The 24,331-nt window shown below is 40.3% G+C and carries 15 protein-coding genes and 1 pseudogene; 11 read left to right on the top strand and 5 right to left on the bottom strand.

Translation table 11 applies throughout. The features are described 5' to 3' along the window. The first annotated feature begins 9 nt into the window (after positions 1-9). Together hslU and EKM98_RS04265 are read left to right on the top strand one after the other, a co-directional pair. Complete coding sequence (hslU, locus tag EKM98_RS04270) at positions 10-1,425, top strand: ATP-dependent protease ATPase subunit HslU (RefSeq protein WP_100071166.1); 1,416 nt, start codon at positions 10-12, stop codon at positions 1,423-1,425. Positions 1,426-1,561: 136 nt separating this feature from the next. After that, on the top strand, positions 1,562-2,452 hold the full coding sequence (locus EKM98_RS04265; protein ID WP_125980796.1) for an aldose 1-epimerase family protein: 891 nt from the start codon (positions 1,562-1,564) through the stop codon (positions 2,450-2,452). Positions 2,453-2,529: 77 nt separating this feature from the next. On the opposite strand, the gene plsY is transcribed toward EKM98_RS04265, so the two are convergent. Beyond that, the gene (gene plsY / locus EKM98_RS04260) at positions 2,530-3,150 is read right to left on the bottom strand and encodes a glycerol-3-phosphate 1-O-acyltransferase PlsY (protein ID WP_191983365.1); all 621 of its coding nucleotides are present in this window, start codon (positions 3,148-3,150) and stop codon (positions 2,530-2,532) included. A gap of 305 nt (positions 3,151-3,455) precedes the next feature. Between plsY and parE the strand changes: the two genes are divergently transcribed. The 4 genes from parE to pflA all read left to right on the top strand — a co-directional run bounded on the left by parE (position 3,456) and on the right by pflA (position 11,559). Continuing rightward, positions 3,456-5,468: a DNA topoisomerase IV subunit B gene (gene parE / locus EKM98_RS04255; protein ID WP_125980794.1), complete on the top strand. Its 2,013-nt coding sequence runs from the start codon at positions 3,456-3,458 to the stop codon at positions 5,466-5,468. 18 nt (positions 5,469-5,486) lie between these two features. Beyond that, positions 5,487-7,946 (top strand): DNA topoisomerase IV subunit A, encoded by a 2,460-nt coding sequence (gene parC / locus EKM98_RS04250; RefSeq protein ID WP_125980791.1) that lies wholly within the window; start codon positions 5,487-5,489, stop codon positions 7,944-7,946. 369 nt (positions 7,947-8,315) lie between these two features. After that, complete coding sequence (gene pflB / locus EKM98_RS04245; RefSeq protein ID WP_125980789.1) at positions 8,316-10,577, top strand: formate C-acetyltransferase; 2,262 nt, start codon at positions 8,316-8,318, stop codon at positions 10,575-10,577. Between the two features lie 166 nt (positions 10,578-10,743). After that, positions 10,744-11,559 (top strand): pyruvate formate-lyase-activating protein, encoded by an 816-nt coding sequence (gene pflA / locus EKM98_RS04240; RefSeq protein ID WP_125980787.1) that lies wholly within the window; start codon positions 10,744-10,746, stop codon positions 11,557-11,559. A 53-nt stretch (positions 11,560-11,612) separates the two neighbouring features. Here pflA and EKM98_RS04235 read toward each other — a convergent pair whose 3' ends face one another. Beyond that, positions 11,613-12,062: a universal stress protein gene (locus EKM98_RS04235; RefSeq protein WP_225418520.1), complete on the bottom strand. Its 450-nt coding sequence runs from the start codon at positions 12,060-12,062 to the stop codon at positions 11,613-11,615. Between the two features lie 190 nt (positions 12,063-12,252). On the opposite strand from EKM98_RS04235, the gene EKM98_RS04230 reads away from it, so the two are divergent. From EKM98_RS04230 to EKM98_RS04215, 4 genes are all read left to right on the top strand, one after another. After that, positions 12,253-13,209: a LysR family transcriptional regulator gene (locus EKM98_RS04230; RefSeq protein WP_125980785.1), complete on the top strand. Its 957-nt coding sequence runs from the start codon at positions 12,253-12,255 to the stop codon at positions 13,207-13,209. A 43-nt stretch (positions 13,210-13,252) separates the two neighbouring features. Next, entirely contained in the window at positions 13,253-14,182 is a 930-nt protein-coding gene (locus EKM98_RS04225; protein WP_125980783.1) for a manganese-dependent inorganic pyrophosphatase, read from the top strand. A gap of 277 nt (positions 14,183-14,459) precedes the next feature. Beyond that, positions 14,460-17,108: an aconitate hydratase AcnA gene (acnA, locus tag EKM98_RS04220; RefSeq protein ID WP_125980781.1), complete on the top strand. Its 2,649-nt coding sequence runs from the start codon at positions 14,460-14,462 to the stop codon at positions 17,106-17,108. A 1-nt stretch (position 17,109) separates the two neighbouring features. Then, positions 17,110-18,210, top strand: a complete 1,101-nt coding sequence (locus tag EKM98_RS04215; RefSeq protein ID WP_125980779.1) for a citrate/2-methylcitrate synthase — start codon at positions 17,110-17,112, stop codon at positions 18,208-18,210. 255 nt (positions 18,211-18,465) lie between these two features. Here the strand turns inward: EKM98_RS04215 and EKM98_RS04210 are convergent, their stop codons facing one another. Beyond that, positions 18,466-19,386, bottom strand: a complete 921-nt coding sequence (locus EKM98_RS04210) for an L-lactate dehydrogenase (RefSeq protein ID WP_125980777.1) — start codon at positions 19,384-19,386, stop codon at positions 18,466-18,468. 486 nt (positions 19,387-19,872) lie between these two features. Next, positions 19,873-20,733, bottom strand: coding sequence for a DegV family protein (locus EKM98_RS04205; protein WP_125980775.1), 861 nt, complete (start codon positions 20,731-20,733; stop codon positions 19,873-19,875). A gap of 277 nt (positions 20,734-21,010) precedes the next feature. Between EKM98_RS04205 and EKM98_RS04200 the strand changes: the two genes are divergently transcribed. Beyond that, positions 21,011-22,729 (top strand): NFACT RNA binding domain-containing protein, encoded by a 1,719-nt coding sequence (locus tag EKM98_RS04200; RefSeq protein ID WP_125980773.1) that lies wholly within the window; start codon positions 21,011-21,013, stop codon positions 22,727-22,729. Between the two features lie 190 nt (positions 22,730-22,919). Here the strand turns inward: EKM98_RS04200 and EKM98_RS04195 are convergent. Further along, positions 22,920-24,226: pseudogene (locus tag EKM98_RS04195) on the bottom strand (IS3 family transposase); the annotation flags it as partial. Positions 24,227-24,331 lie beyond the last annotated feature (105 nt).

The following is a 24,331-nucleotide window of genomic DNA, read 5'->3' as shown; positions in this document are numbered from 1 at the left end:
GGTTTAATTATGCAAGAAATTGAAAAAACACCCAAACAGATTGTTCAAGCATTAGATGAATACGTGATTGGCCAGAATGATGCTAAAAAGGCAATTGCAGTCGCATTACGTAATCGGTACCGGCGCATGCAGCTTTCTAAGGGGATGCAAGAAGAAATCACCCCAAAGAACATGCTAATGATCGGACCGACTGGGGTTGGTAAAACCGAAATTGCCCGGCGTTTAGCTAAGATTGTCTCGGCGCCATTCGTCAAAGTTGAGGCAACTAAATTTACTGAAGTGGGTTACGTTGGCCGCGATGTTGAATCGATGGTTCGGGACCTACTTGATGTTGCGATTGAAATGGAAAAGGACGAACAGTACAAGACTGTTCGGAGTGAGGCGGCCCGTGAGGCTGATAAGCATTTGGTCAAATTGCTGGTTCCTGGAGTTAAAAAGGAACAGAATCAAACGAATCAATTCCAGAATTTAATGAGTGCTTTTACAGCAATGCAAAATGGCCAGAATCCAACTGCAACACCGGAAAACAACGAAGAAGTTACGGATGACGTTCGTGACCAACGTCTTTCTGTTAAAGAACAATTAGATCGTGGTTTGTTAGAAAACCGTGAAGTTACGATTGAAATGGATGATCCTAAGCAGGCCGTTGCGATGAATAACAATATGATGGGCCAAATGGGGATCGATTTATCCGAAACCTTAGGTGCGTTAACACCAAAACGGAAAATCAGCCGGACGGTAACCGTTAAAGAAGCCCGGGAAGTCTTTATTCGGGAAGAATCCGAAAAATTAGTGAACGCAGCGGATATTTATCACGCAGCGATTCAACGTGCGGAAAATACGGGTATTATTTTTATTGATGAAATTGATAAGATTGCTGCAACTGGTCAAAAAAATAGTGGTGAAGTATCCCGTGAAGGTGTTCAGCGGGATATTCTGCCCATTGTTGAAGGTTCGGCGATTACGACTAAATACGGCACGATTAATACGGACCATGTCTTATTCATTGCCTCTGGCGCCTTTTCGGACAGCAAACCCAGCGATTTAATTGCTGAATTACAGGGCCGTTTCCCCATTCGGGTTGAGTTGGACGACTTATCGACTGAAGATTTCGTACGTATTTTGACGGAACCAAATAATGCCTTAATTAAGCAATACATGGCCCTAATTGGCACCGATAATATCCACACGACCTTTACCAAAGAAGCCATTGAGCGGATTGCTGCGATTGCCTATCAGGTTAACCACGAAACGGAAAACATTGGTGCCCGCCGTTTGCACACAATTTTAGAGAAATTACTTGAGGATATTTTATACGAAGGCCCAGATATGGAAATGGGCGAGATCACGATTACGGAGCAATACGTCAACGATAAAATCGGTGATATTGTGGCGGATACTGATTTAAGCCGTTACATTTTGTAGCAGGGAGTGTTTGAATAAGTGGGTAGATTCTACTCAGTCAGCGAAGAAAGCTACTTTTCAAACGCGTTTCCATTAAAATAATTAGAAAAATACCAGCAGGCCTAATTTTCAAACACGGCCCAAGGGGGAGCACACAATGACAGTAAGTATTGAAAATGAGTTTTTGAAGGCAACGTTTAAGGAACATGGTGCCGAGCTAATCAGCCTTATTTCAAAGGATTCTGGTAATGAGGCCATTTGGCAGGCTGATCCAAAAGTTTGGGGCCGCCACGCACCAATTTTATTTCCCATCGTTGGTCGCTTAAAAAACGATGAATATCGTTATCAAGGTAAGACTTATCACATGACGCAACATGGTTTTGCCCGGGATAAGGATTTTATGGTGGTTGAACAAAAGGCGGCTAGTGTCAGCTTACAATTAACGGATGACGAGCAAACGCGGCAGGTATTTCCTTTTGCTTTTGAATTAACCGTTAATTATCAATTATTGGATAATCAGCTAATCGTGGGCTACCAGGTTCATAATCCAACAACTAACGATCTTTACTTCTCAGTGGGTGGACACCCTGGCTTTCAGATTCCATTAACGTCCGATACAGCATTTGAGGATTACTACATCAGTTATGATCCAAAGAAAACGCGCGTGCAGATTCCTTTGCTTGGTGCTTATAACGACGCTGAACATAAGACGTTAGCATCCACCGATACAGATCATGATCTTAGCCATGAGCTATTTAAAGATGATGCGCTGATTTATGAGTTGCACCAACAAAATACATTTACGCTAAAAAATGATCAAAACAAATCCGCAATTTCGGTCACCGTTCCTAATGCGCCGTATACGGGAATTTGGTCACCGTATCCGGTCACGGGTAACGTTGTTTGCATCGAACCATGGTGGGGAATCGCCGATAATATTGCGGCTAGTGGTGAATTAACTGAAAAAATGGGCATTAACCATTTGGCGGCTAATGAAACGTTTAACGGTAAATTTATGATTACGGTTCACCAACAACGGGCATTTTAAATAAAAATAGAGGTTGCAGCAAAAAGTTGATTTTGCCGCAATCCCTATTTTTATTTTGACTGTTTTAATGATAATGTTTATTTCGGTTTATGGTAATGAAAGCCAAAAGGCACTTTGCTTTCCGTTCCACTTTTAATTCGTTTAATATTGTCGCGGTGTAGGTAAATGATAAAGACCATTAAGATTGCCGCAACAATGGTTAAGACACTGTCGTGGAAGAATAAGGATAGGATGACTAAAATAATCATCCCCAGCGTGCTGGCAACGCTGACCATGCGGGTAAAGTAGACAAGACTACCAAAGACAAGCCAGCTTAGTGCAAAGAATAATGGATTGTACCCTAGAACCATACCGGCACTAGTCGCAACTGCCTTACCACCATGAAAGTGATTAAAAATCGAAAACGAATGGCCGATAACGGCGGCCACACCAACAATTAACGGATTAAACAGTGGGTGACTGAAGCTTTGAAAGAAATACGGCAGACAAGCCGCTAAGGTTCCTTTTAACATATCCATAAATAAAACGACGATGCCTGCTTTTTTACCAAGGACGCGGAACGTGTTGGTGGTCCCAATATTGCCGCTGCCAAGTTTGCGAATATCCTTATGAAAAAAAAGACGCCCAACCCATAAACCAGAAGGAATTGATCCAAGTAGGTAGGCTAATACAAACATGATAATTATTTTTAAAGTCACGACGGAGTCCCCCTCAATGTCGTTACTAAGCTAGTGAGAAACTTAGTGTATTTTAGCATGTTTCGACTGGTTTCGCCAAACAAGGCGTAAAAAATGTGTTAAAATAGATTATCGAATATACGTTCCCTTTTTGACTTTTTAGCATTAATTTAATAAGGTATGATAGTGACTTAACACTATAAATTAAAAATTTGATAGTTAGTTTACTTTGAGAATGACTGTTACGTAATTATTGTAACAGTCATTTTCACGGAAACATAACTTTAAGTTGCCAGTATAATTTTAAAAATCAAGGAGTTTTTTGAATGAAACAGCAAAAAGTAACCTATGATGATTCATCAATTCAAGTACTTCAGGGTTTAGAGGCTGTTCGTAAGCGACCAGGTATGTACATTGGCTCAACGGACAGCAAAGGTCTCCACCATTTGGTTTATGAAATTGTGGATAATGCTGTTGATGAAGCATTAGCCGGTTTTGGTAAAGAGATTGATATTACAATCCACGGGGATAATAGCGTTACCGTTCGTGATTTTGGTCGTGGAATGCCAACCGGGATGCATTCTTCAGGCATTCCCACGATTGAGGTTATCCTAACCGTACTTCACGCCGGTGGTAAGTTTGGCCAAGGTGGTTATAAAACTTCTGGTGGATTACATGGTGTTGGTTCTAGCGTGGTTAACGCCTTATCCGAAACCTTGACGGCGACAGTTGTTCGCGATGGTCAAAGGTTTCAGGAGAAGTTTCATAATGGTGGCCAGCCAGTAGGCACGTTGAAAAAATTAGGTAAAACCCGGGAGCCAAATGGAACAACAATTACCTTTAAGCCTGATGCCACTATTTTTACGACGATCAACTTTAATTTTGCAACGTTGGCGGAACGAATTCGTGAGTCGGCTTATTTGTTGCGTGGGGTTAAATTCACTTTTACGGATGAGCGTGGCGAGGGCCAACAGGAAATTTTTCATTACGAAGAAGGTATTAAAGAATTTGTTGGTTACCTAAACGAAGATAAGGATGTCTTAGGGCCAATTATGGATTTCACCGGAACTAAGGATGGTATTTACGTTGAGTTTGCCGGCCAGTATAACGACGGCTATTCCGAAAACATCTTGTCCTTTGTTAATAACGTTCGTACCAACGACGGTGGAACCCATGAGGCGGGTATGAAAACGGCCTTAACGCGTTCCTTCAACGATTACGCCCGGAAGATGAACTTATTAAAGGAAAAGGATAAGAACTTAGAAGGCTCTGATGTTCGTGAAGGCTTAGCGGCCATTATTTCAATTCGGGTTCCCGAAGAGATTTTACAGTTTGAGGGCCAAACTAAGGGTAAATTAGGGACACCGCAGGCCCGAGCCGCCGTTGATAACGTTATTGGTGAAAAATTAGCCTATTACCTACTTGAAAATGGCGATTTTGGTCAAATGATGGTTAAAAAAGCAATTAAGGCCCGGGATGCCCGGCAGGCGGCACGTAAGGCCCGGGACGATAGTCGGAATGGTAAGCGTAAGAAAAAGACCGAGCGTCTGTTATCCGGTAAGTTAACGCCGGCCCAATCGCGCAATAGTAAACGCAATGAACTATACCTAGTCGAAGGTGATTCTGCCGGTGGTTCCGCTAAACAAGGCCGTGATCGTAAATTTCAGGCGATTTTGCCATTACGAGGTAAGGTTATTAACACGCAAAAGGCCAAAATGGACGATATTTTAAAGAACGAAGAAATTAGCACGATGATTTATACGATTGGTGCTGGTGTCGGACCGGAATTCAACGTTGCGGATAGTAATTACAACAAAGTGATTATTATGACCGATGCGGATACCGATGGTGCGCATATTCAAATTTTACTGTTGACCTTCTTTTACCGTTACATGAAGCCATTAATCGAAGCTGGCCGCGTTTATATTGCCTTACCGCCACTTTATAAGTTGCAAAAGGGTAGCGGTAAGAGCCTTAAGATGAGTTACGCGTGGACCGATGAGGAATTAGCGGCTCAAACTAAAATCTTTGGTAAGGGCTTTAATTTACAGCGCTTTAAGGGTCTTGGGGAAATGAACGCCGATCAATTGTGGGAAACTACAATGGATCCGGCAACGCGGACGTTAATTCGCGTTCGGATCGACGACGCTGCCTTAGCTGAACGCCGGGTGACCACTTTAATGGGCGATAAGGTCACACCCCGCCGGAAATGGATTGAAAAGAACGTTGAATTTTCAATGGAAGAAGAAGGTAGTATTCTGGAGACAAAGACAACTGGCCATTCTGGATCAGTTAAGGAAGCCGAGAAAGAGATCGATTTATTTGATAAAGGTAAATAAAGTGAGTGGTGAAATTTAATGAGTGAAAATCAAGAAAACATTCAAGAATTAACGCTTGAAGAGGTTATGAGTGACCGTTTTGGCCGCTACGCAAAGTACATTATTCAAGAACGAGCTCTACCGGATATTCGGGATGGCCTAAAGCCCGTTCAGCGACGAATTCTTTACGCAATGAACCTAGATGGTAATACCTACGATAAGGGATTTCGTAAATCGGCCAAATCAGTGGGGAACGTCATGGGTAATTTTCATCCCCACGGCGATTCAAGTATTTACGAGGCCATGGTTCGTTTAAGCCAGGACTGGAAACTTCGGGCACCATTAATTGATATGCACGGTAATAATGGCTCAATGGATGGTGATTCACCTGCCGCAATGCGTTACACTGAAGCACGACTTAGTAAAATAGCGGGCGAATTATTAAAAGATATCGATAAGGATACCGTTGATTGGGTGCTCAATTTTGATGATACCCAGGAAGAACCTACCGTTTTACCAGCACGTTTTCCTAATTTACTGGTTAATGGGGCGTCCGGAATTTCTGCCGGCTACGCAACGGAGATTCCGCCACATAATTTGACCGAAGTTATTGATGCGTTAATTTACTTAATCGATAACCCCCAGGCGTCATTAGATAAACTAATGACTTACGTCAAAGGGCCAGATTTCCCTACTGGAGGCATTATTCAGGGGTTAGACGGTATTCGCCAGGCCTACGAAACTGGAAAAGGGCGGATTGTTGTTCGTTCAAAAACAAGCTTTCAAGAACTACGCGGTGGCCGCCAACAGATTGTGGTCAGCGAACTACCTTATGAAGTTAATAAGGCAGTTTTAGTTAAACGGATTGATGAAATACGGCTATTAAAAAAGGTTGATGGTATTTCCGAAGTTCGGGATGAAAGTGATCGTCACGGGATGACCGTTGTGGTGGAACTTAAGAAAAATGCCGACGGACAGGGAATTCTGAATTATTTATTGAAAAATACTGATTTACAAATTACGTATAACTTCAATATGGTTGCGATTAATAAACAACGGCCGGAGCAATTAGGGCTTAAACCCATTTTAGAGGCCTATCTGGCGCACCAACGCAATATTATTACGAAGCGGACCCAATTTGACCTGAAGAAGGCGCAAACCCGGCAACACATTGTTCTCGGATTAATCAAGGCCTTGTCAATTCTGGACCAAGTCATCAAGGTGATTCGCCAAAGTGAAAATAAAAAGAACGCCAAAGATAATTTGGTGACCTCCTTTGCGTTCACGGAAGCTCAAGCCGAAGCAATTGTTTCGTTGCAGTTGTATCGCTTAACTAATACCGATATTACGGCCTTACGTAAAGAACAAGCAGGTTTAGCCGAAATTATCAAAAATTGTCAGCAAATTCTAAATGATCCAAGCGAATTAGCAAGGGTCTTGAAAAAGGAATTACGCCAAGTTAAGAAAGATTACGGTACGAAGCGTTTAAGTGAAATTCAGGCTGAGATAGAGAATATTAAGATCGATACTAAAGTTTTGGTTCCAGAAGAAGATGTTATCGTTGCCGTAAGTCATGATGGTTATTTGAAGCGTAGCAGTTTACGCTCATATAATTCAACGACGAATGATGACAACGGCCTTAAAGAAGATGACTTTTTAATTTTCCAACAAGTCTGCAGTACGTTAGACCATCTCTGGCTGTTCACTAACAAGGGTAATTTTATTTACCGAACGGTTTATGAACTGGCTGATGTTCGCTGGAAGGATACTGGTGAACACATTTCACAAACGATTGGTTTGGACGCTGATGAAGAGATAATTCAAACTTTCGCTTTTTCTGATCTTCAGCAACCGGGTAACTTTGTGTTAGCAACGACGGATGGCTACATTAAGCAAACACCGTTCAAGGATTTTGCACCAACGCGAACTTATAAAACACGTGCGGCACAAGCAATTAAATTAAAAACAAGTTCGGCCGACGTTACTGACGTTATTTACGTTTTGCCAGAGACTAACCTTGATGTTTTTTTGGCCAGTCAACATGGTTACGGACTGCGTTATGCTTTAAGTGAGGTTCCGGTAACGGGCGCTAAGGCAAGTGGAGCCAAGTCAATGGCTTTGAAGGATGATGATTCGGTGGTTAATTTGGCCTTAGTTTCACCTGATAAGGCAACACCAGTGGTGATCATTACACAACGGGGGGCTTTAAAACGAATGAACGCCCAGGAGATTACGAAGACAACTCGTGCTCGCCGGGGGATGTTGCTACTCCGTGAATTAAAGCGTAACCCACATCGCGTTCAAATCATGACAACTGCACCAAAGGATAAGGTGCTAATTGTCCAGACAACGACCCGAAAGAAGTTCACTTTAACGATGGGCGAACACCCACTTTCCGATCGTTATTCTAACGGCTCGTTCGTGATTGATACCGTTAAAGATGGTATCCCTGTTTTGGCTTATCCAGTAGTTGAAACTGAAATTGAGACACAAGAGTAATATCTTGTTCTCTTCAAAAAGATTGATCAGAAGTTATTTTGCAAACTTAATTTGTAGAATAACTTCTTTTTTTGCCAAAAAAGGCTATTTCTTTACTCAATAAATAGTTTCTGTTATAAAAGTAATACGTACTGTATCATTTTCAAATATAACAGTGTAAACGATTAATATAGTACAGTCAGCGTATTTCTTGGGTTTGGACGATTTTAAAGCCGCATAACAGTTTGTTAGAGAACAAAATAAGATAAATCGGTCTAAATATTGACATTGTGGTAAAGAAAGGGCTTGCAAAGAATAACGGCTATGTTATACTAACTTATGAAAACTGTTACACAAAGTTTGTTAGAATTCACTAGGGAGGTACAAAGTATGAAAGAACTTAAAACCGAAACAACACAGAATTATTGGGATGGTTTCAATGCAGGTGATTGGCAAGGCGAAATTGATGTTCGTGATTTCATCCAGCAAAACTTGACTCAATATGATGGTGATGAAAGCTTCTTGGAAGGCCCGACTGAAGCAACAACAACGTTAAATAATAAAGTTATCGCTTTGAAGCAGAAGGAACGTGAGGCCGGCGGTGTTTTAGATGCAGACACTAAGGTTCCAGCTACCTTAACTTCACATAAAGCAGGTTATATTGAAAAGGATTTAGAAAAAATCGTTGGTTTACAAACTGACAAACCATTAAAACGTGCTTTCATGCCATATGGTGGTATCAGAATGGCAGAAGATGCGCTTGAAGCTTATGGCTACAAACCAGATCCAGAAATGCACAAAATCTTTTCTGAATGGCGTAAAACGCATAACCAAGGTGTTTTTGATGTTTATACACCAGATATGCGTAAGGCTCGTCACTACAAGATTGTTACTGGGTTACCTGATGCTTATGGTCGTGGCCGGATTATTCCTGATTTGCCACGGGTTGCCTTATATGGTATCGATCGTTTAATCGAAGACAAGATGGCAGATGGTGCTAACTTAGGCGACGGTGAGATGACTGATTCTGTACTTAGATTACGTGAACAAGTTAGCGAACAAATTCGTGCTTTAACTAATATGAAGGAAATGGCCGCTAGTTATGGTTATGACATTTCACGGCCGGCAGCTAATGCACAGGAAGCCGTTCAGTGGTTATACTTTGGTTATTTAGCCGCAATCAAGACCCAAAATGGTGCTGCAATGTCCGTTGGCCGAATTGATGCCTTCATGGATATTTTCATCCAGCGTGATCTTGATAAAGGTTTAATCTCCGAAAAGGATGCACAAGAATTAATCGATCAATTCGTTATGAAATTACGTTTGGTTCGTTTTATTCGGACACCTGACTATAATGATTTATTCTCCGGCGATCCAATTTGGGCCACTTTATCAATGGCTGGTGTTGGTATGGACGGTCGGCATCATGTTTCTAAGACTTCATTCCGTGTTTTGAAGACCTTAGAAAACATGGGCGCCGCACCAGAACCAAATATCACTTTACTTTGGGACAAACGCTTACCAGATGGTTTTAAACGTTATGCTTCTGAAGTTTCAATTGATAGCTCAACGATTCAATATGAAAACGATGAATTATTACGTGACCAATGGGGAACAGACTATTATGGCATTGCTTGTTGTGTTTCCGCACAACCGGTTGCCGATGGTGTTCAATTCTTTGGTGCTCGTGCCAACCTTGCTAAAGCAGTTCTTTATGCCATTAATGGTGGGGTTGATGAGCTAGCTGGTGCACAAGTTGGTCCAAATGCTGAACCAATTACAAGTGATTACATCGACTATGATGAATTCATGCGTAAGTTTAGCGTTCAGACCGATTGGTTAGCCGACGTTTACGTTAACGCCTTGAATGCCATTCACTATATGCATGACAAGTATGATTATGAAGCCGAAGAATTAGCACTTAAGAACACGCGCCTTGATTATACTTTTGCAACTGGTATCTCTGGTTTGTCCCATGCCATTGATTCGATTTCCGCAATTAAGTACGGCCACGTTAAGATTATCCGTAACGAAGATGGTATTGCAGTTGATTTCAAGGCTGATAATGATGATTACCCACGTTATGGTAATAATGATGATCGTGCCGATCAGATTGGTAAAGATTTAATCAAACAATTCTATAACAAGATGAATACACATCATTTATATCATAATGCCAAATTATCAACGTCAGTTCTTACCATCACGTCTAACGTTGTTTATGGTAAAAATACTGGTACAACACCAAATGGCCGTCAAGCCGGCGAACCATTCTCACCTGGTGCTAACCCAGCTTACGGTGCCGAAAAGAATGGGGCTTTAGCTTCATTAATGTCAACTGCTAAATTACCATACAAATACGCAACTGATGGTATCTCAAATACTTTTGGGGTAACACCACGAACACTTGGTAACGATGTTGAAGGCCAAAAAGATACCTTGGTTAACATGGTTGATGGTTACATGGAAAATAAAGGCATGCATTTGAACATCAATGTCTTTAACCGTGACACATTACGTGACGCTCAGGCTCATCCTGAAAAGTACCCAACCTTAACCGTTCGGGTTTCCGGCTACTGTGTCTACTTCGCTGATTTAACGAAAGAACAACAAGACGACGTTATTTCACGGACATACTTTGAAGCAATGTAACTAAAAGTTGGAAAGTGGATGTAAATTCATCCACTTTCTAGTAAAGAGCATTAGACTACGAGTATTTGGAAAATTGCTAGAAAAATACTAGTAAAAGTAACTTTCAAACGTGATCTAGGTTTAGTGTTCTTTACTAGAAAGTAGTTTCTTACTAGGGGTGACAATTATGAAAATTTATGAACAAGATCTATCCGCAGCAACTGCGGTTACAGATAAAGCACCAATTGGTTACGTCCATTCAATCGAAACGTTTGGTTCAGTTGATGGACCTGGAATTCGCTACGTTGCGTTTTTACAAGGCTGTCGGATGCGCTGTCAATTCTGTCACAATCCTGATACTTGGAATATTGGGACAGGTGACGAGGTAACGGCTGACGAAATGTTGGCGGATGCTAAACGTTACCGGGCCTTTTGGGGTACACAAGGTGGCATTACCACAAGTGGTGGTGAAGCTTTACTGCAAATTGATTTTATTCTTGATTTGTTTAAAAAGGCGAAGGCAGACGGTATTACAACTTGTTTGGATACGTGTGGTCAACCGTTCACCCGTAAGCAACCATGGTTTGGTAAATTTGAAGAATTAATGAAATATACTGATATTTCAATGGTTGATATCAAGCAAATCAATCCCCGGGAGCATAAACGGTTAACTGGTTGGAGTAATGAGAATATCTTTGATATGTTAGACTATATGCTGGAACATGATAAGCACGTTTGGATTCGCCATGTCTTAGTCCCACAACGGACGGATTATGATTATGAATTGATTCAGATTGGTAATTACATTAAAACGATCGCACCAATCGTTGATAAAGTGGAAATATTACCTTACCACACAATGGGCGTTCCTAAGTATGAGGAGTTAGGCATTAAGTACCCCTTAGACGGCATTGAACCTCCAACGACCTTACGGGTTAAAAATGCTGAACGCTTATTGCATACCAGTGATTATACCAATTATAAAAAGTTTCCTAATTATTAAAAAAATAAGCCGCTAAATTATGATGATAATTTAGCGGCTTATTTTTTTAATAATTAATTTTCTTCTTCATCGGTTACAACTAAAACTGGCGTTGTCGCGTGGCGGACAACATAGGCTGTTGTTGATCCAAGAATGAGGCGCGAAAGGGCATCAATCCCAGATTTACCGATAACAATGAGATCGGCATGATATTCTTTAGGTAAATCCTCGGTAATTAAGTTTTTCGGGACACCAGATTTAACGACTGTTTTAACGTTAACATTTTGCTCTTTAGCACTTTGTTCAGCAGTTTCAAGAAGTTCAGTTGCTCGGCTTTTCAAGTTCTCTAACAAATTGCCGGAGACCGTTAAGCCATAACCATAGGGGACGTATTGCATATCATTAACGATTGAAACAATATAAAGTGTACTGCCAAATACTTTTGCGAGTTGGATAGCTTCTTCAACGGCATGATTGGCATTAGGGCTACCATCAGTAGGAACCAGGATTGTCTTGTACATCATTATCACCCTTTCTTGTTTTCAACCTTAGTATAACGAGGATTAGTAATTATTAATAGTTTTATGCACTGTTTCAATGTTAAGGACCAATTTTTAAAAAATTTATCGGAATTACGGGTATTTTAAATTGCTTTTATTTATGTAATTCATTATGATAGTCATAGGTATTTCACTATAGAAAAGAGGGACCAAATTGAAGACAAAACAAGAAAATATCTTTTCTTCTAAAACGTTAACTTATTTCTTACAACTTGCGGAGACGATGAACTATACGCAGGCTGCCCAGCTTTTAGGAATCACACAACCAGCGTTAACCCAACAAATTAAGAAATTAGAACGAACCGTTGATGCACCATTATTTTACTCGGTGGGTAAGAAATTACATTTATCTGATGCCGGACGGACAATGCTGAAAACAACGCACGAAATTTATGACCTTCTAAATCAAGCAACGGATGAAATTCAGCAGACAACGAGTGCAACTCAAGGTAAAATTTCGATTGGTCTACTAGCTTCAATTGAGGATCGGGTGCTAGAGGATTTTGCAATTAAATACTACCAACAAAATCCTGAAATTGAACTAAGTTTTCACATGTTAACCCGTAAAGAAATTTGGGAGCGACTTGAAAATAATCAGATTGATTTGGCGGTCATGTATCTGCCTGATGATAGTATTAAAAATTGGAAGCCATATCAATCTAAAAAGATCATTAGTGAGGATCTGCTTTTCTTACATCATAACGAAAAGTTAGCTAAGCGAAAGAAAATCAAGTACAAGGATACAATTGATAATAATTGGGTGACTTATCCTGGCCAATATTATTTAAATTCCTTTATTAAAGAGGCCTATAAGAACCAATTGGTTGATGCGCCGAAGAGTGTGGCTCATTTCACGACGCCTAATCAGATTATGCGCTTTTCCAACGCTACCGGGCTTTACACGGCTTTACCGAACTCATACGTTCAAGCTAACGCCGACACAGGTAATTTGTGGTCAGCGCCATTTGATCCAGCCATTCGCTTTGATTTAGCCTTTGTTTTCCGCAAAGAAAAGAATCAGATTCCGCGGATTGCTAATTTCTTAAGTGGGTTTGATCAATATATTGCGACGGAAGATTATATTTCACGTCTCAAATCAATTGCGGAATAAATTAATTATTCAATATTTTAATTACTAAGGAGTGTTTTGTTAAATGAGTAAGCAGTTAATTTTTGGGCATCAAAATCCCGATACCGACGCTATTGTGGCCGCAATGGCATTTTCATACCTTGAAAATAAGTTAGGTAAAGATACAGAGGCCGTCGCGTTAGGTGAACCAAATGATGAAACTAAATTTGTTTTAGATCATTTTGCCGCAAAGGCACCTCGTGTCATTACTTCCGCGGCCGCAGAAGTTAGCCAGGTAATGTTGGTTGATCACAACGAAGCGCAACAGAGTGTGGCTGATATTAAAGATGTTCAAGTCGTTGCCGTTGTTGATCATCATCGAATTGCGAACTTTGAAACGTCCAACCCCTTGTTTTATCGTGCTGAGCCAGTAGGGTGTACCAGCACAATTTTAACTAAGTTATATCATGAAAATGACGTGGTTATTCCTAAACAATTAGCTGGTTTAATGTTATCAGCAATCATTTCTGACACGTTGTTGTTAAAATCCCCAACGACTACTGATGATGATCGTCAGGCCGTTAAAGAACTGGCGAAGTTAGCCGGTGTGGACGAAAATCAATATGGTTTAGAGATGTTGCGTGCTGGGACTAACGTTGATGATAAGTCTGCTAGTGAGTTAATTGATGCGGACGCCAAATCATTTACGATGGCTGGTAAATCAGTTCGCGTTGCGCAAATTAATACCGTTGACGTGAATGATGTTTATAAGCGCCAGGCCGATTTTGAGGCTGCTATTACTGCTGCAAATAAGGCTAAAGGATATGACTTATTTGTTTTGATGGTCACTAATATTTTAGATAGTGATTCTGATGTGTTAGTTGTTGGTGAACCAACGGCGCCAGTTGAAGCAGCTTTTTCTGCCAAATTGGCTAACAAACGAATCGCCTTACCAGGCGTTGTCTCACGTAAGAAACAGATTGTCCCACAATTAACTGATGCATTTAATGCTTAAGTAATAAAAAATAGTTATTTCGATAATATAAAAGAGCTTTAACAAATCTGATATTTGTTAAAGCTCTTTTTATATTAATATTAAGTTAGAACATCTAACATCATTTGGTTAGACCATAAAAAATTTATTATCCAATTTTAATGTTATTTGATAGTGTTATGAGCAAAAAAGGCTAAAAGTCCACCTAACATAGGCTTAATTACGTTTGACAATCATTAGATTATGATTAAAAATAGATTATATTAAGTTAATGTCAAGTGAGCCAGGAGGCCAATCAATGAATAATGCAGTTAAGCAAAAATTAAAAGTTGCAAATAAAGTTTATTGTTATTGGAATATTGCCACATGGTTAAACCAACAAAAGCAACAAATTGAAACTTTTCCGTACACCATCAGAATTCTGTTAGAGGCCGCTTTACGACAAAGTACTAAACGGCCGGAATTAAAGAAATTTCTAACATCGTTTATAAATTGGGATCATGCTCATAAGCAGGACATTCCATTTAAACCTGAACGAGTTATTTTACAAGATTTTACGGGAATTCCAGCGCTAGTTGATCTCGCGGCCATGCGTGATAAATTGGTTGCAGTTGGGGGAAATGCTAAGCAAGTTAACCCGGATGTTCCCGTTGATCTAATTATTGATCATTCCGTCCAAGTTGATCGATCAGGTGACCCGGCCGCATTTGCGTATAACGTTAAACGCGAATTTGAACGTAATCACGAACGCTATAGCTTTTTAAAGTGGGCCCAACAGGCATTTAAAAATTTAACAATAATTCCACCTGATACTGGTATTATTCACCAAATTAATTTGGAGTATTTGGCCCAAGTAGTTGCAACTAAACAGTCTGGAGAAGAAATTTTGGCCTATCCGGATACGCTAGTGGGAACGGACTCGCATACAACGATGGTGAACGGGTTAGGCGTGCTTGGTTGGGGAGTTGGGGGAATTGAGGCGGAGGCCAGTATGTTAGGCGAAGTCTCGTACATTCCAATGCCAAAAGTTGTGGGTGTTCGTTTAACCGGCCAACTGAAACCAGGAACAACCGCAACTGATCTTGCCTTAACGCTGACACATCAATTAAGGCAACATGATGTTGTCGGAAAATTAGTTGAATTCTATGGCCCTGCCTTGGCTAACTTAGCCGTTGCTGATCGAGCAACAATTGCCAATATGGCGCCAGAGTATGGCGCAACCTGTGGTTTTTTCCCAGTTGATGAACAAACATTGGCCTACTTAAAATTAACCAATCGTTCACCAGAAAAAATCAAGTTGATCAAGACTTACTTAACGGCCAATCATTTATTTTACCAATCCAATGAAGATGAATTGCAGCATTACAGCGAAACCGAAAGCCTTGATTTAAGTACAGTTTCGGCTAGTGTTGCGGGTCCGTCACGACCACAGGACCTGGTACATTTGGCCGAACTTCCGAATAACTTCACCAAATATGCTGAACAAAGTGGATTGCCGGTGTCTGTGAATCAACAAAAATTCACTTTACGACCTGGTGCCTTAGGAATTGCGGCAATTACTAGTTGCACCAATACCTCTAATCCTGACGTTTTATTGGCGGCTGGTTTATTGGCCAAAAAGGCGGTTGAATTAGGGCTCAAAGTTCCCCAATATGTTAAAACCTCATTGGCTCCTGGATCTAAGGTGGTGAGCGACTATTTGGCAAGTACTGGCCTGCAAGATTCACTGGATCGGCTTGGTTTTAATCTAGTTGGTTATGGCTGCACTACTTGTATTGGAAATTCAGGAAAATTAAAACCGGAACTAGAAACTATTTTAGAAAAGCACGCGTATCCAGTTGCCGCAATTGAAAGTGGTAACCGCAATTTTGAAGGCCGAGTACACCCGTTGATTAAAGATACCTATTTAGCATCACCGCCATTAGTTGTTGCTTATGCTTTGGCGGGTAGATTAGATATCGACTTAATTCATGAACCGATAACCCGGACAGCCGATGGTCAAGCTATCTACTTAAGTGATCTATGGCCCCAACAATCTGAAATTACACGTTTAAAGCAAAAAAGTCTTTCGCCAGAACGATTTAAAGCAAATTATGCCGCTATTTTGACACAAAACAGGACCTGGAATAAATTAACAGCACCGACGGGTCAACTTTATGCTTGGGATCCGCACTCAACTTATATCGCCAAACCACCATTTTTCGCTGATTTGACGAAACAGCGGCTAGTGCCAATGACAAATTTACGCGTATTAGCAAAATTAGGAAATACGATCACTACTGATCATATTTCACCTGCCGGTTTTATTGGCCAAGCAACGCCGGCAGGTCAGTATTTAACGGCGCATGGCGTGGCAACCCGTGATTTTAATTCTTACGGTTCCCGCCGTGGTAATCACCAAGTAATGTTGCGGGGCACATTAGCTAATATTCGAATTCAAAACCAGCTAACACCGGATAAAGTGGGGGGCTTTACTCAATATTGGCCGGCAAAACAAACGATGACGATTTATGAGGCGGCACAGCAGTATAAAGCGAATAAAGTTGGCCTAATTATTTTGGCCGGTAAGGATTACGGTATGGGTTCGTCCCGAGATTGGGCGGCCAAGGGAGTGGCGCTTTTAGGTGTTAAAGCTGTTATTGCGGAGAGTTTCGAGCGAATTCACCGCTCGAATTTAGCAATGATGGGCGTTTTACCTTTGCAATTTAAGGCAGGTGAGAGTGCGACCACATTAAAGTTAACTGGTGAAGAACAGTTGGCGCTGGCATTTTTCCCAAATCAACGAGTTAAAGTTACGGCTACTTCTACAGCAGGAAAGAAGACAGTATTCGATGTGCTTTTGCGCTTTGATGCACCAATTGAGCAACGTTACTTTGAAAATCGTGGTATTTTACCCATGGTGGTTGCCGATAAATTAGCAACCCCACGTGGAGAGGAGCTGGTTTGAAATGACAAATGGATTAGCGGGTATTGTAGCCGGACAGACTAGTATTAGTTCTACCAATAATGGCCATTTAATCTACGCTGGTTATTCAATTGAGCAACTTGCAAAAATGCAACCTAACTTTGAAACAACAATGTTCTTATTGTGGCATTTGCGATTACCGCAGGAAACCGAATTAACCGGGTTACGGCAACAATTGACGCGCAATATGGTGTTACCGGCCAATTATTCGATCCTCCTTAAGCAATTTTGTCGCGCGCCGGTGCCGCCGATGAGTCAATTACGAACTGCGGTGTCCTTACTAGAAATGGTTAGTCCAGTTGCCTTAACACCAGAAGCTATTCAGGCCAAAGTATTAGTCGTGATTACAACGATTATTCGATTACATCGCGGCCAATCAATTTTAACACCATTAGCAAGGGCCGATTACGCGACTAATTTACTATATCTGGCAACAGGAAAAAAACCACAACCACGACAGCAATTAATTGAAAATCAGGTTTTACTGGTACACGCCGACCATGAGTTTAACGCCTCAACGTTTACGGCGCGCGTTACGGCGTCAACTGCGACAGATACTTATTCATGTCTGACGGCTGCAATAGCAGCATTAAAGGGACCACTACATGGTGGCGCTAATGAACAGGTGGGTCTAATGCTCGAGGAATTAACAACAAACAAACGACCAACAGTTTTGTATTTAAAGGAAAAATTAGAGCAGGGTAAAAAAATTATGGGTTTTGGTCATAGGATTTATAAAAAAAGTGATCCACGTGAGAAATTACTAAAAAAATACGCCAAAGAATTGGCACGACGCACGAATCATTTAGATTGGTACCAAACATCAATTGAGATCGAACGCTATATGTGGGCACAAAAACATTTAATTCCTAATGTGGATTTTTATAGTGCTACAATTTATCATTGTCTTGGTTTTAAGGCCGATGAATTTACGTTGTTGTTTGCGGCCAGTCGCTGTGCAGGCTGGTTGGCACACATCAAGGAACAACGACAGCAGGAAACTCTAATTCGGCCTAGTTCAGAGTATATTGGACCGCGTCACTTACAAATGATGACTTATGAAGCCAATCAACAAGCTAAATAGTAACGTAAAATAACCGCATTTGCAGAGAAGGCAAGGGTGGTTATTTATTTTTTGCTGATTTAACGTTAAGTTATTTTGAATCAAGCCATGACTGATTAGATCGGATTTTCTACTCATCTTGGTAAACATTGCAAAACAAAAATGAACGGTGAGTCTCCGGAAAAGCACCGGGACTCACCGTTCAGAGAGCGGCCTAACTATATCAGATCTAATTTTAAGTGGTTCACTTCAAAGTATGTTTTTAGGAAAATTCAATTAATCAGAAACTAATGCATGTTCCTTGAACATATCATGAATTTTGGCTGCCGATTTGGCTAGTTCGGCCTCTTCATCAGCAGTCAAATGTAAATTAATTTGTTTTGCAATCCCGTCACCGGCAACATAGGCTGGGTGACCAACGTAAGTATCGTACTTCTTTGAATACGTAGATACTGGGAAAGCACCAACTTCATCAGTTAAAATTGCCTTGACAATGTTGCTAACACAGGCCGAAATACCGTAGCAAGTATAGCCTTTACCACTATGGATTTGCCAGCCACCAGCAGCAACTTGTTCTTTAATTTCATCTAAGTTAAGGTCAACTGACTCCGGATATTCAGCTAACGGAATACCTGCGATTGAGACCGTTGACCAGGCCGTAAATTGTGAGTCGCCATGTTCACCAAGTACATAGCCAGCAACGTTTTTAGGATTAACGTGAAATTTATTGGCAACCACACGCTTCATACGTGCGGTATCCAGTGACGTTCCAGTACCGAAAACGTGATTTTTAGGTAAACCGCTGACTTTTTGAATTAAGGCGGCAATAACATCACAAGGGTTAGTAATTGACACAATAATTCCGTTAAAGCCTGAGGCCATCAATTTAGGAATAGCGTCATAAACGGTTTTCTTTGTCCATTCTAATTCTTGCATTCGATCACGCTCTTGGCGATTCATATTGCCGGTTGAGAAAATGACAACATCAGCATCACTTAATAAGGAGTAATCTTGTGACGAAATTTTTGTATGGGATAAAGTTTGTGAACCCATATCGGCCAAATCAAGTTCTTCAGCATGAGCCTTATCATCATTTCGATCAATTAAAACTAAGTGGTTACAAAGACCACGAACGACAATTTCGTGCGCTGCGGCAGAACCAACGTGACCAACACCAATAATACCAATTTTATTCATTAATAAATCACTCCAATATTTAATAAAGATGTTGATTATTATAATCTTTTTATCATTATAAGCAAGTACAACTAAGATTTACTAACTAAAAAAGTAACAACAATCTAACAAAAAATACCTATGTAGCAGCGATAATAAGCAAATTAATAATTTAGTAATCGAATTAATATTTATTATAAATGAAATGAGAATAAGCCGGCCGTTTAGAAGTTGATTGTAAGTTGGTTAGCTGGATAACAAGATCAAAATACGTTCAAAGCAAGTTTTTCTACGCAATATGATTGTTTCAACACTACTTCGTATAATATATATTATGTAAACTAATAAAATTCTTGATCTATCTACTGATCAATTTTTATTAATTGGTGAATTTATAACTGACCCCCCTCTTCAAATTCATTTATAAATAGCCGACCAAAATCACTTTAAAAGCAACCCAAATTTAACGCTAATTAAAAAAGCACCCAGCTAAGAGTACTTTATAATTTATACTTGTTCATCTTTAATCCAACCAATGGCAATTGCTTTTTCGCCTAGATGAGTTCCAATTACTGGACCAAAATAGCTAATATCGAATTTGATCTTAGGATATTTTGCTTGTAATTCATCACGCCAAGTAATTGCTGCCGCCTCATCATTAGCATGAATGATGAACGCGTGAATTGGATAGTCAGTTGTTTTTACGGCCTGATCAAATAATTCTTCAACACGACTATAAGCTTTTTTTAGTGAGCGAATCTTTTCAAACGCAACTATTTTATGTTCATCGTCAAAGGTTAAAATTGGTTTAATCCGTAACATACCGCCAAGAAAAGCCGAAGCATTGGATAAACGACCGCCTTTGACTAAATTCTGCAAGTCGTTAACAATGAAGTATTCATCAGTTGTTTCGCGAAGTGCGTCTAAGCGAGCCAGAATTTCATCAACTGTTTTTCCTGACTTGGCCATTTTAGCTGCGGTTAGAACCATTTCACCCATTAAAATAACGGTAATCTGCGAATCATACGGAATAACGTGCGTATTAGGCACTAAATCGTCAACATTTCGTAAATTACTAAGAAAACCAGAAATGGTACTGGATAAATGAATGCTGATCACTGTGTCGTAGCCTTGATCACCAAGTTTACGGTATAATTTTACCATCTCACCAATTGACGGTTGAGTAGTGCTTGGTAATGTCTCTGACTGCCGCAGCCACGTGTAGAATTCACTTGTCGAGATCTGGGTACCTTCGTCATATGTTTTACCATCCAGAATTACTGGAATTGGTACGACAGTAATGTTATTTTCCTTGATTAATTGTTGGGGTAAATACGCTGTACTATCAGTTACAACAGCAATCCTCATGAATGACACCTACTTTATAAACTTTTATATTCTAACTAATAACTATACCATAATGACCATAATGGATTATATTTGCATAAATTACGGGAAAAATTTAATAATTCAACTACCCCACTGCTTCTCTTCCCTCTTTACTAACTAATCCAAGGCGCTAAGTTTGCTTGATCAATAATACATTTTTGCTTAACAACTTACAAGAATCAAAGTTTTTGTCTAAACGTCTAAAAACCAGTATAATTAGTACCGATAAACTCTAACAGAAAGCGGGATAGCCTAAATGTCATTTGATGGGATCTTCACACACGCAATGGTCAATGAACTTGCACCATTACTAGTCGGTGGACGAATTAGTCGAATCAACCAGCCGTACCCGAACGAACTAATTTTAGTAATTCGGGCTAATCGGCACAATTACCCTTTGTTACTATCGGCTCACCCTACTTACGCACGTTTGCAGGTTACCGAGATCCCTTACGTTAACCCAGCAAAACCAACTAAATTTACAATGACACTACGTAAATACCTTGATGGTGCACTTTTAAAACAGTTAAGTCAAAAAGAAAATGACCGAGTTGTACACCTAACTTTTACCTCACGGAATGAATTAGGTGATTTACAAAATATTAGTTTAATTATTGAAATGATGGGCCGCCACAGTAATCTAATCCTTCTCCAACAGGATACTGGTCGAATTTTAGATACTGTCCGGCACGTCTCAAGCGATCAGAACCGTTATCGTTTACTGATGCCTGGTGCAACTTACATTGAACCGCCTAAACAAGACAACGTTAACCCCTTCAAGTTTGATGCGGTGGATTACCTTAAGGGGCTACCACAGACTGCAGACGTTTTTAAGCTTGCTAAAAAGCTCCAACAGGATTTTCAGGGCCTTGGTTTTGATAGTAGTGTTGAATTGGCAACTAGATTGACGCAACAACCCAATCCAGTGACTACTTGGCAGGAGTTCTTTCTCGCAATTGATCAGAAACCCCAACCAACTGTTACGCGGTTAAGCGAGCGCCAGCAGATGCAGTTCTCGGCGATTGACTATCAATCAGAAAAAGGCCAAAAGAAGAACTATTCAGGCCTTAGTCATATGTTGGATCAATTTTACCGGGACAAAGTTGAACTTGATCGTGTCCACCAACAAGGCAGTCAATTAATCCATTTTGTTCAAAATGAATTAAAAAAAGACCGTAAGAAGTTAAAAAAATTAACGCAAACGTTGAAAAACAGTGAAAAAGCGAATGATTACCGGATTAAGGGTGAAATCCTAACGACTTACTTAAATCGAGTAGAGCGCGGCATGACGTCAATTGAATTACCGAATTATTATGCTAACGAACAGCCCTTAAAGATTAATTTATCTAATCAGATTTCACCTTCACAAAATGCGCAAAAATATTTTACTAAGTACCAAAAATTAAAAAATGCTGTTCATTACGTTAATGATCAAATGACCGAAACTCAGCAGGAAGTTGACTATCTAAGCGGAATTCTTGCCCAGATTGAAATTGCGGCGCCAAAAGATTTAATTGATATTCAAGAGGAATTATTCCAGCAAGGCTATTTGCACCGTAAACAGCAGAAAAACAAGAAGATTAAACGACCTAAACTCAGCAAGCCTGATCAATTTTATGCTAGTGATGGTACCTCGATTTTGGTAGGTAAAAATAATCTACAAAACGATCGTTTAACCCTAAAAACTGCCAGAAAGACTGATATCTGGTTACACGCAAAGAATGTTCCTGGATCACACGTTATTATTTCTCATTCGGACCCTAGTGAGAAAACGTTGGCGGAGGCGGCCAATTTAGCAGCCTATTTCTCCAAATCACGCTTATCCGCAACGGTCCCGGTGGATTATGTGCAAGTTAAACGAGTTCATAAACCCAATGGCGCAAAACCTGGCTTTGTTATCTATGAGGGTCAGCATACGTTGTTTGTAACGCCAGATGAAGCGTTAGTGGAGAAATTAAGTAAACAACCAAATTAAGCACCACTGTTCACAAAACAGCCACACGATAATCTTCGTGTGGCTGTTTTGTTGATTATTTGACTAACTAGATTTATCAGATTGATTAACCCACTATTGACTGCAGCGATATCCTTTTGGCGCACGTTTTAGCGTATTGCTCAGAAATAGTAAGAGTAGTTGAAGTGAACCCCAAATATTGGACGAAACTTTAAGCAGCTTTCTGGGTGGTAAGAACACGGTATTTAACCGGGCTCTTGCCACCCAGTTTTGTTTTGGTTCGCGTGAAATTATAATATTGAGGCCAGTTCGAGACGGCCATGGTTAATTCCGCCAAGGTAGCGAACTGCTTTTGGTCATAAACTTCTGCTTTTAGAATGTGAAAAAAACTTTCCATAGCCGCATTATCTAAGCAGGTTGCTTTGCGTGACATACTCTGGAAAATACGCTGTTGTTTTAAAATACGGACCCAACGCGAATTTTGATATTGAAAGCCTTGGTCAGAGTGGATTGTTGTCCGATAACCCAGTTGTTTTGGAATCAGGTTGATCGCGGTTGTTAAAACATCGGTGGTGAACACCACCGTTGGGTTTAAAGAAATATTATGGCTCAGGACTTCACCGGAAAACAAATCATAAACACACGTAAAGTAAGCCCGTTCTTCAATCGTTTTATTACCCCAACGAAGCTCAGTAATATCAGTTGTTAACTTTTGATACGGTCGATTGGTCATAAAGCGTCGTTTAAGCCGATTCTTAGCGACGGCTCCAACCGTTCCTTTGTAAGAGTTATACTTACGGGTTTGCTTATTATACGCCGTTGATAACAGGTTCAATTCACGCATTATGCGTAAAACTTTCTTATGATTGACCACAAGCCCCATTTCACGTAATTGGCCAGTGACTTGGCGATAACCGGCCGCAGTCGCTTTGGCTTTAATGTCCGTAATGGTTTGTTTAAGAATCGCGTCCGGATCGTTTTTAGTTGGAACCTGCTTTAGCGCATAGCTATAGGTGCTCTTGGCCATGCCAACGACTTTAAGAATTTTACCGAGCCGATAATTGAGCCTTAGTTCTTGGATGATTTGTGCTCGTTGTCTGCTTGTGATTGAGCCAAGGCCTTCAATTTTTTTAGGTAGTCGTTCTCGATCTTTAGTAATTCGTTTTCGTCACGTAAGCGTGCTAATTCATCTGGTTGCTTCGTTTTCTTACCTGGTTTATTAGCTGACATAATTTTTGACCGTCCTCGGTTACGAAACAAGGCATCAGGCCCGTCATTTTCGAAAGTTCGTTGCCATTGCCAAACGGCTGCTGGCGAAGAAATATCAAAGTTCAGGGCAGTTTCAGTTAGAGATGCCTGATTCGTTTTCATCCAGTTTAAAACAGTCACTTTAAAAGTGCCAGCATAAACCTTTTTGGACTGTCGCACCTCAAGCCCACTGACACCAAAACGCTGGTATTGGCGCACCCACCTATTAATAATGGCGTTACTTTTGATCTGGTATTTCTTGGCAATTAATACGGCTCTATACTTTTTCCTGTTGATCGTTTACAAAGTGGTAAACTATTAACAGGATTTTTTGGGCCCTTGAATTTACAATTTAAGGACAGAAAAAGAGCTCAC

Origin of the sequence: Loigolactobacillus iwatensis, assembly GCF_003950295.1 — a bacterium.
In the GTDB taxonomy this organism is placed as follows: Bacteria; Bacillota; Bacilli; order Lactobacillales; family Lactobacillaceae; genus Loigolactobacillus; species Loigolactobacillus iwatensis.
The sequence above is the reverse complement of the archived record's forward strand: the minus strand, read 5'-3'. Positions and strand labels throughout refer to the sequence as shown.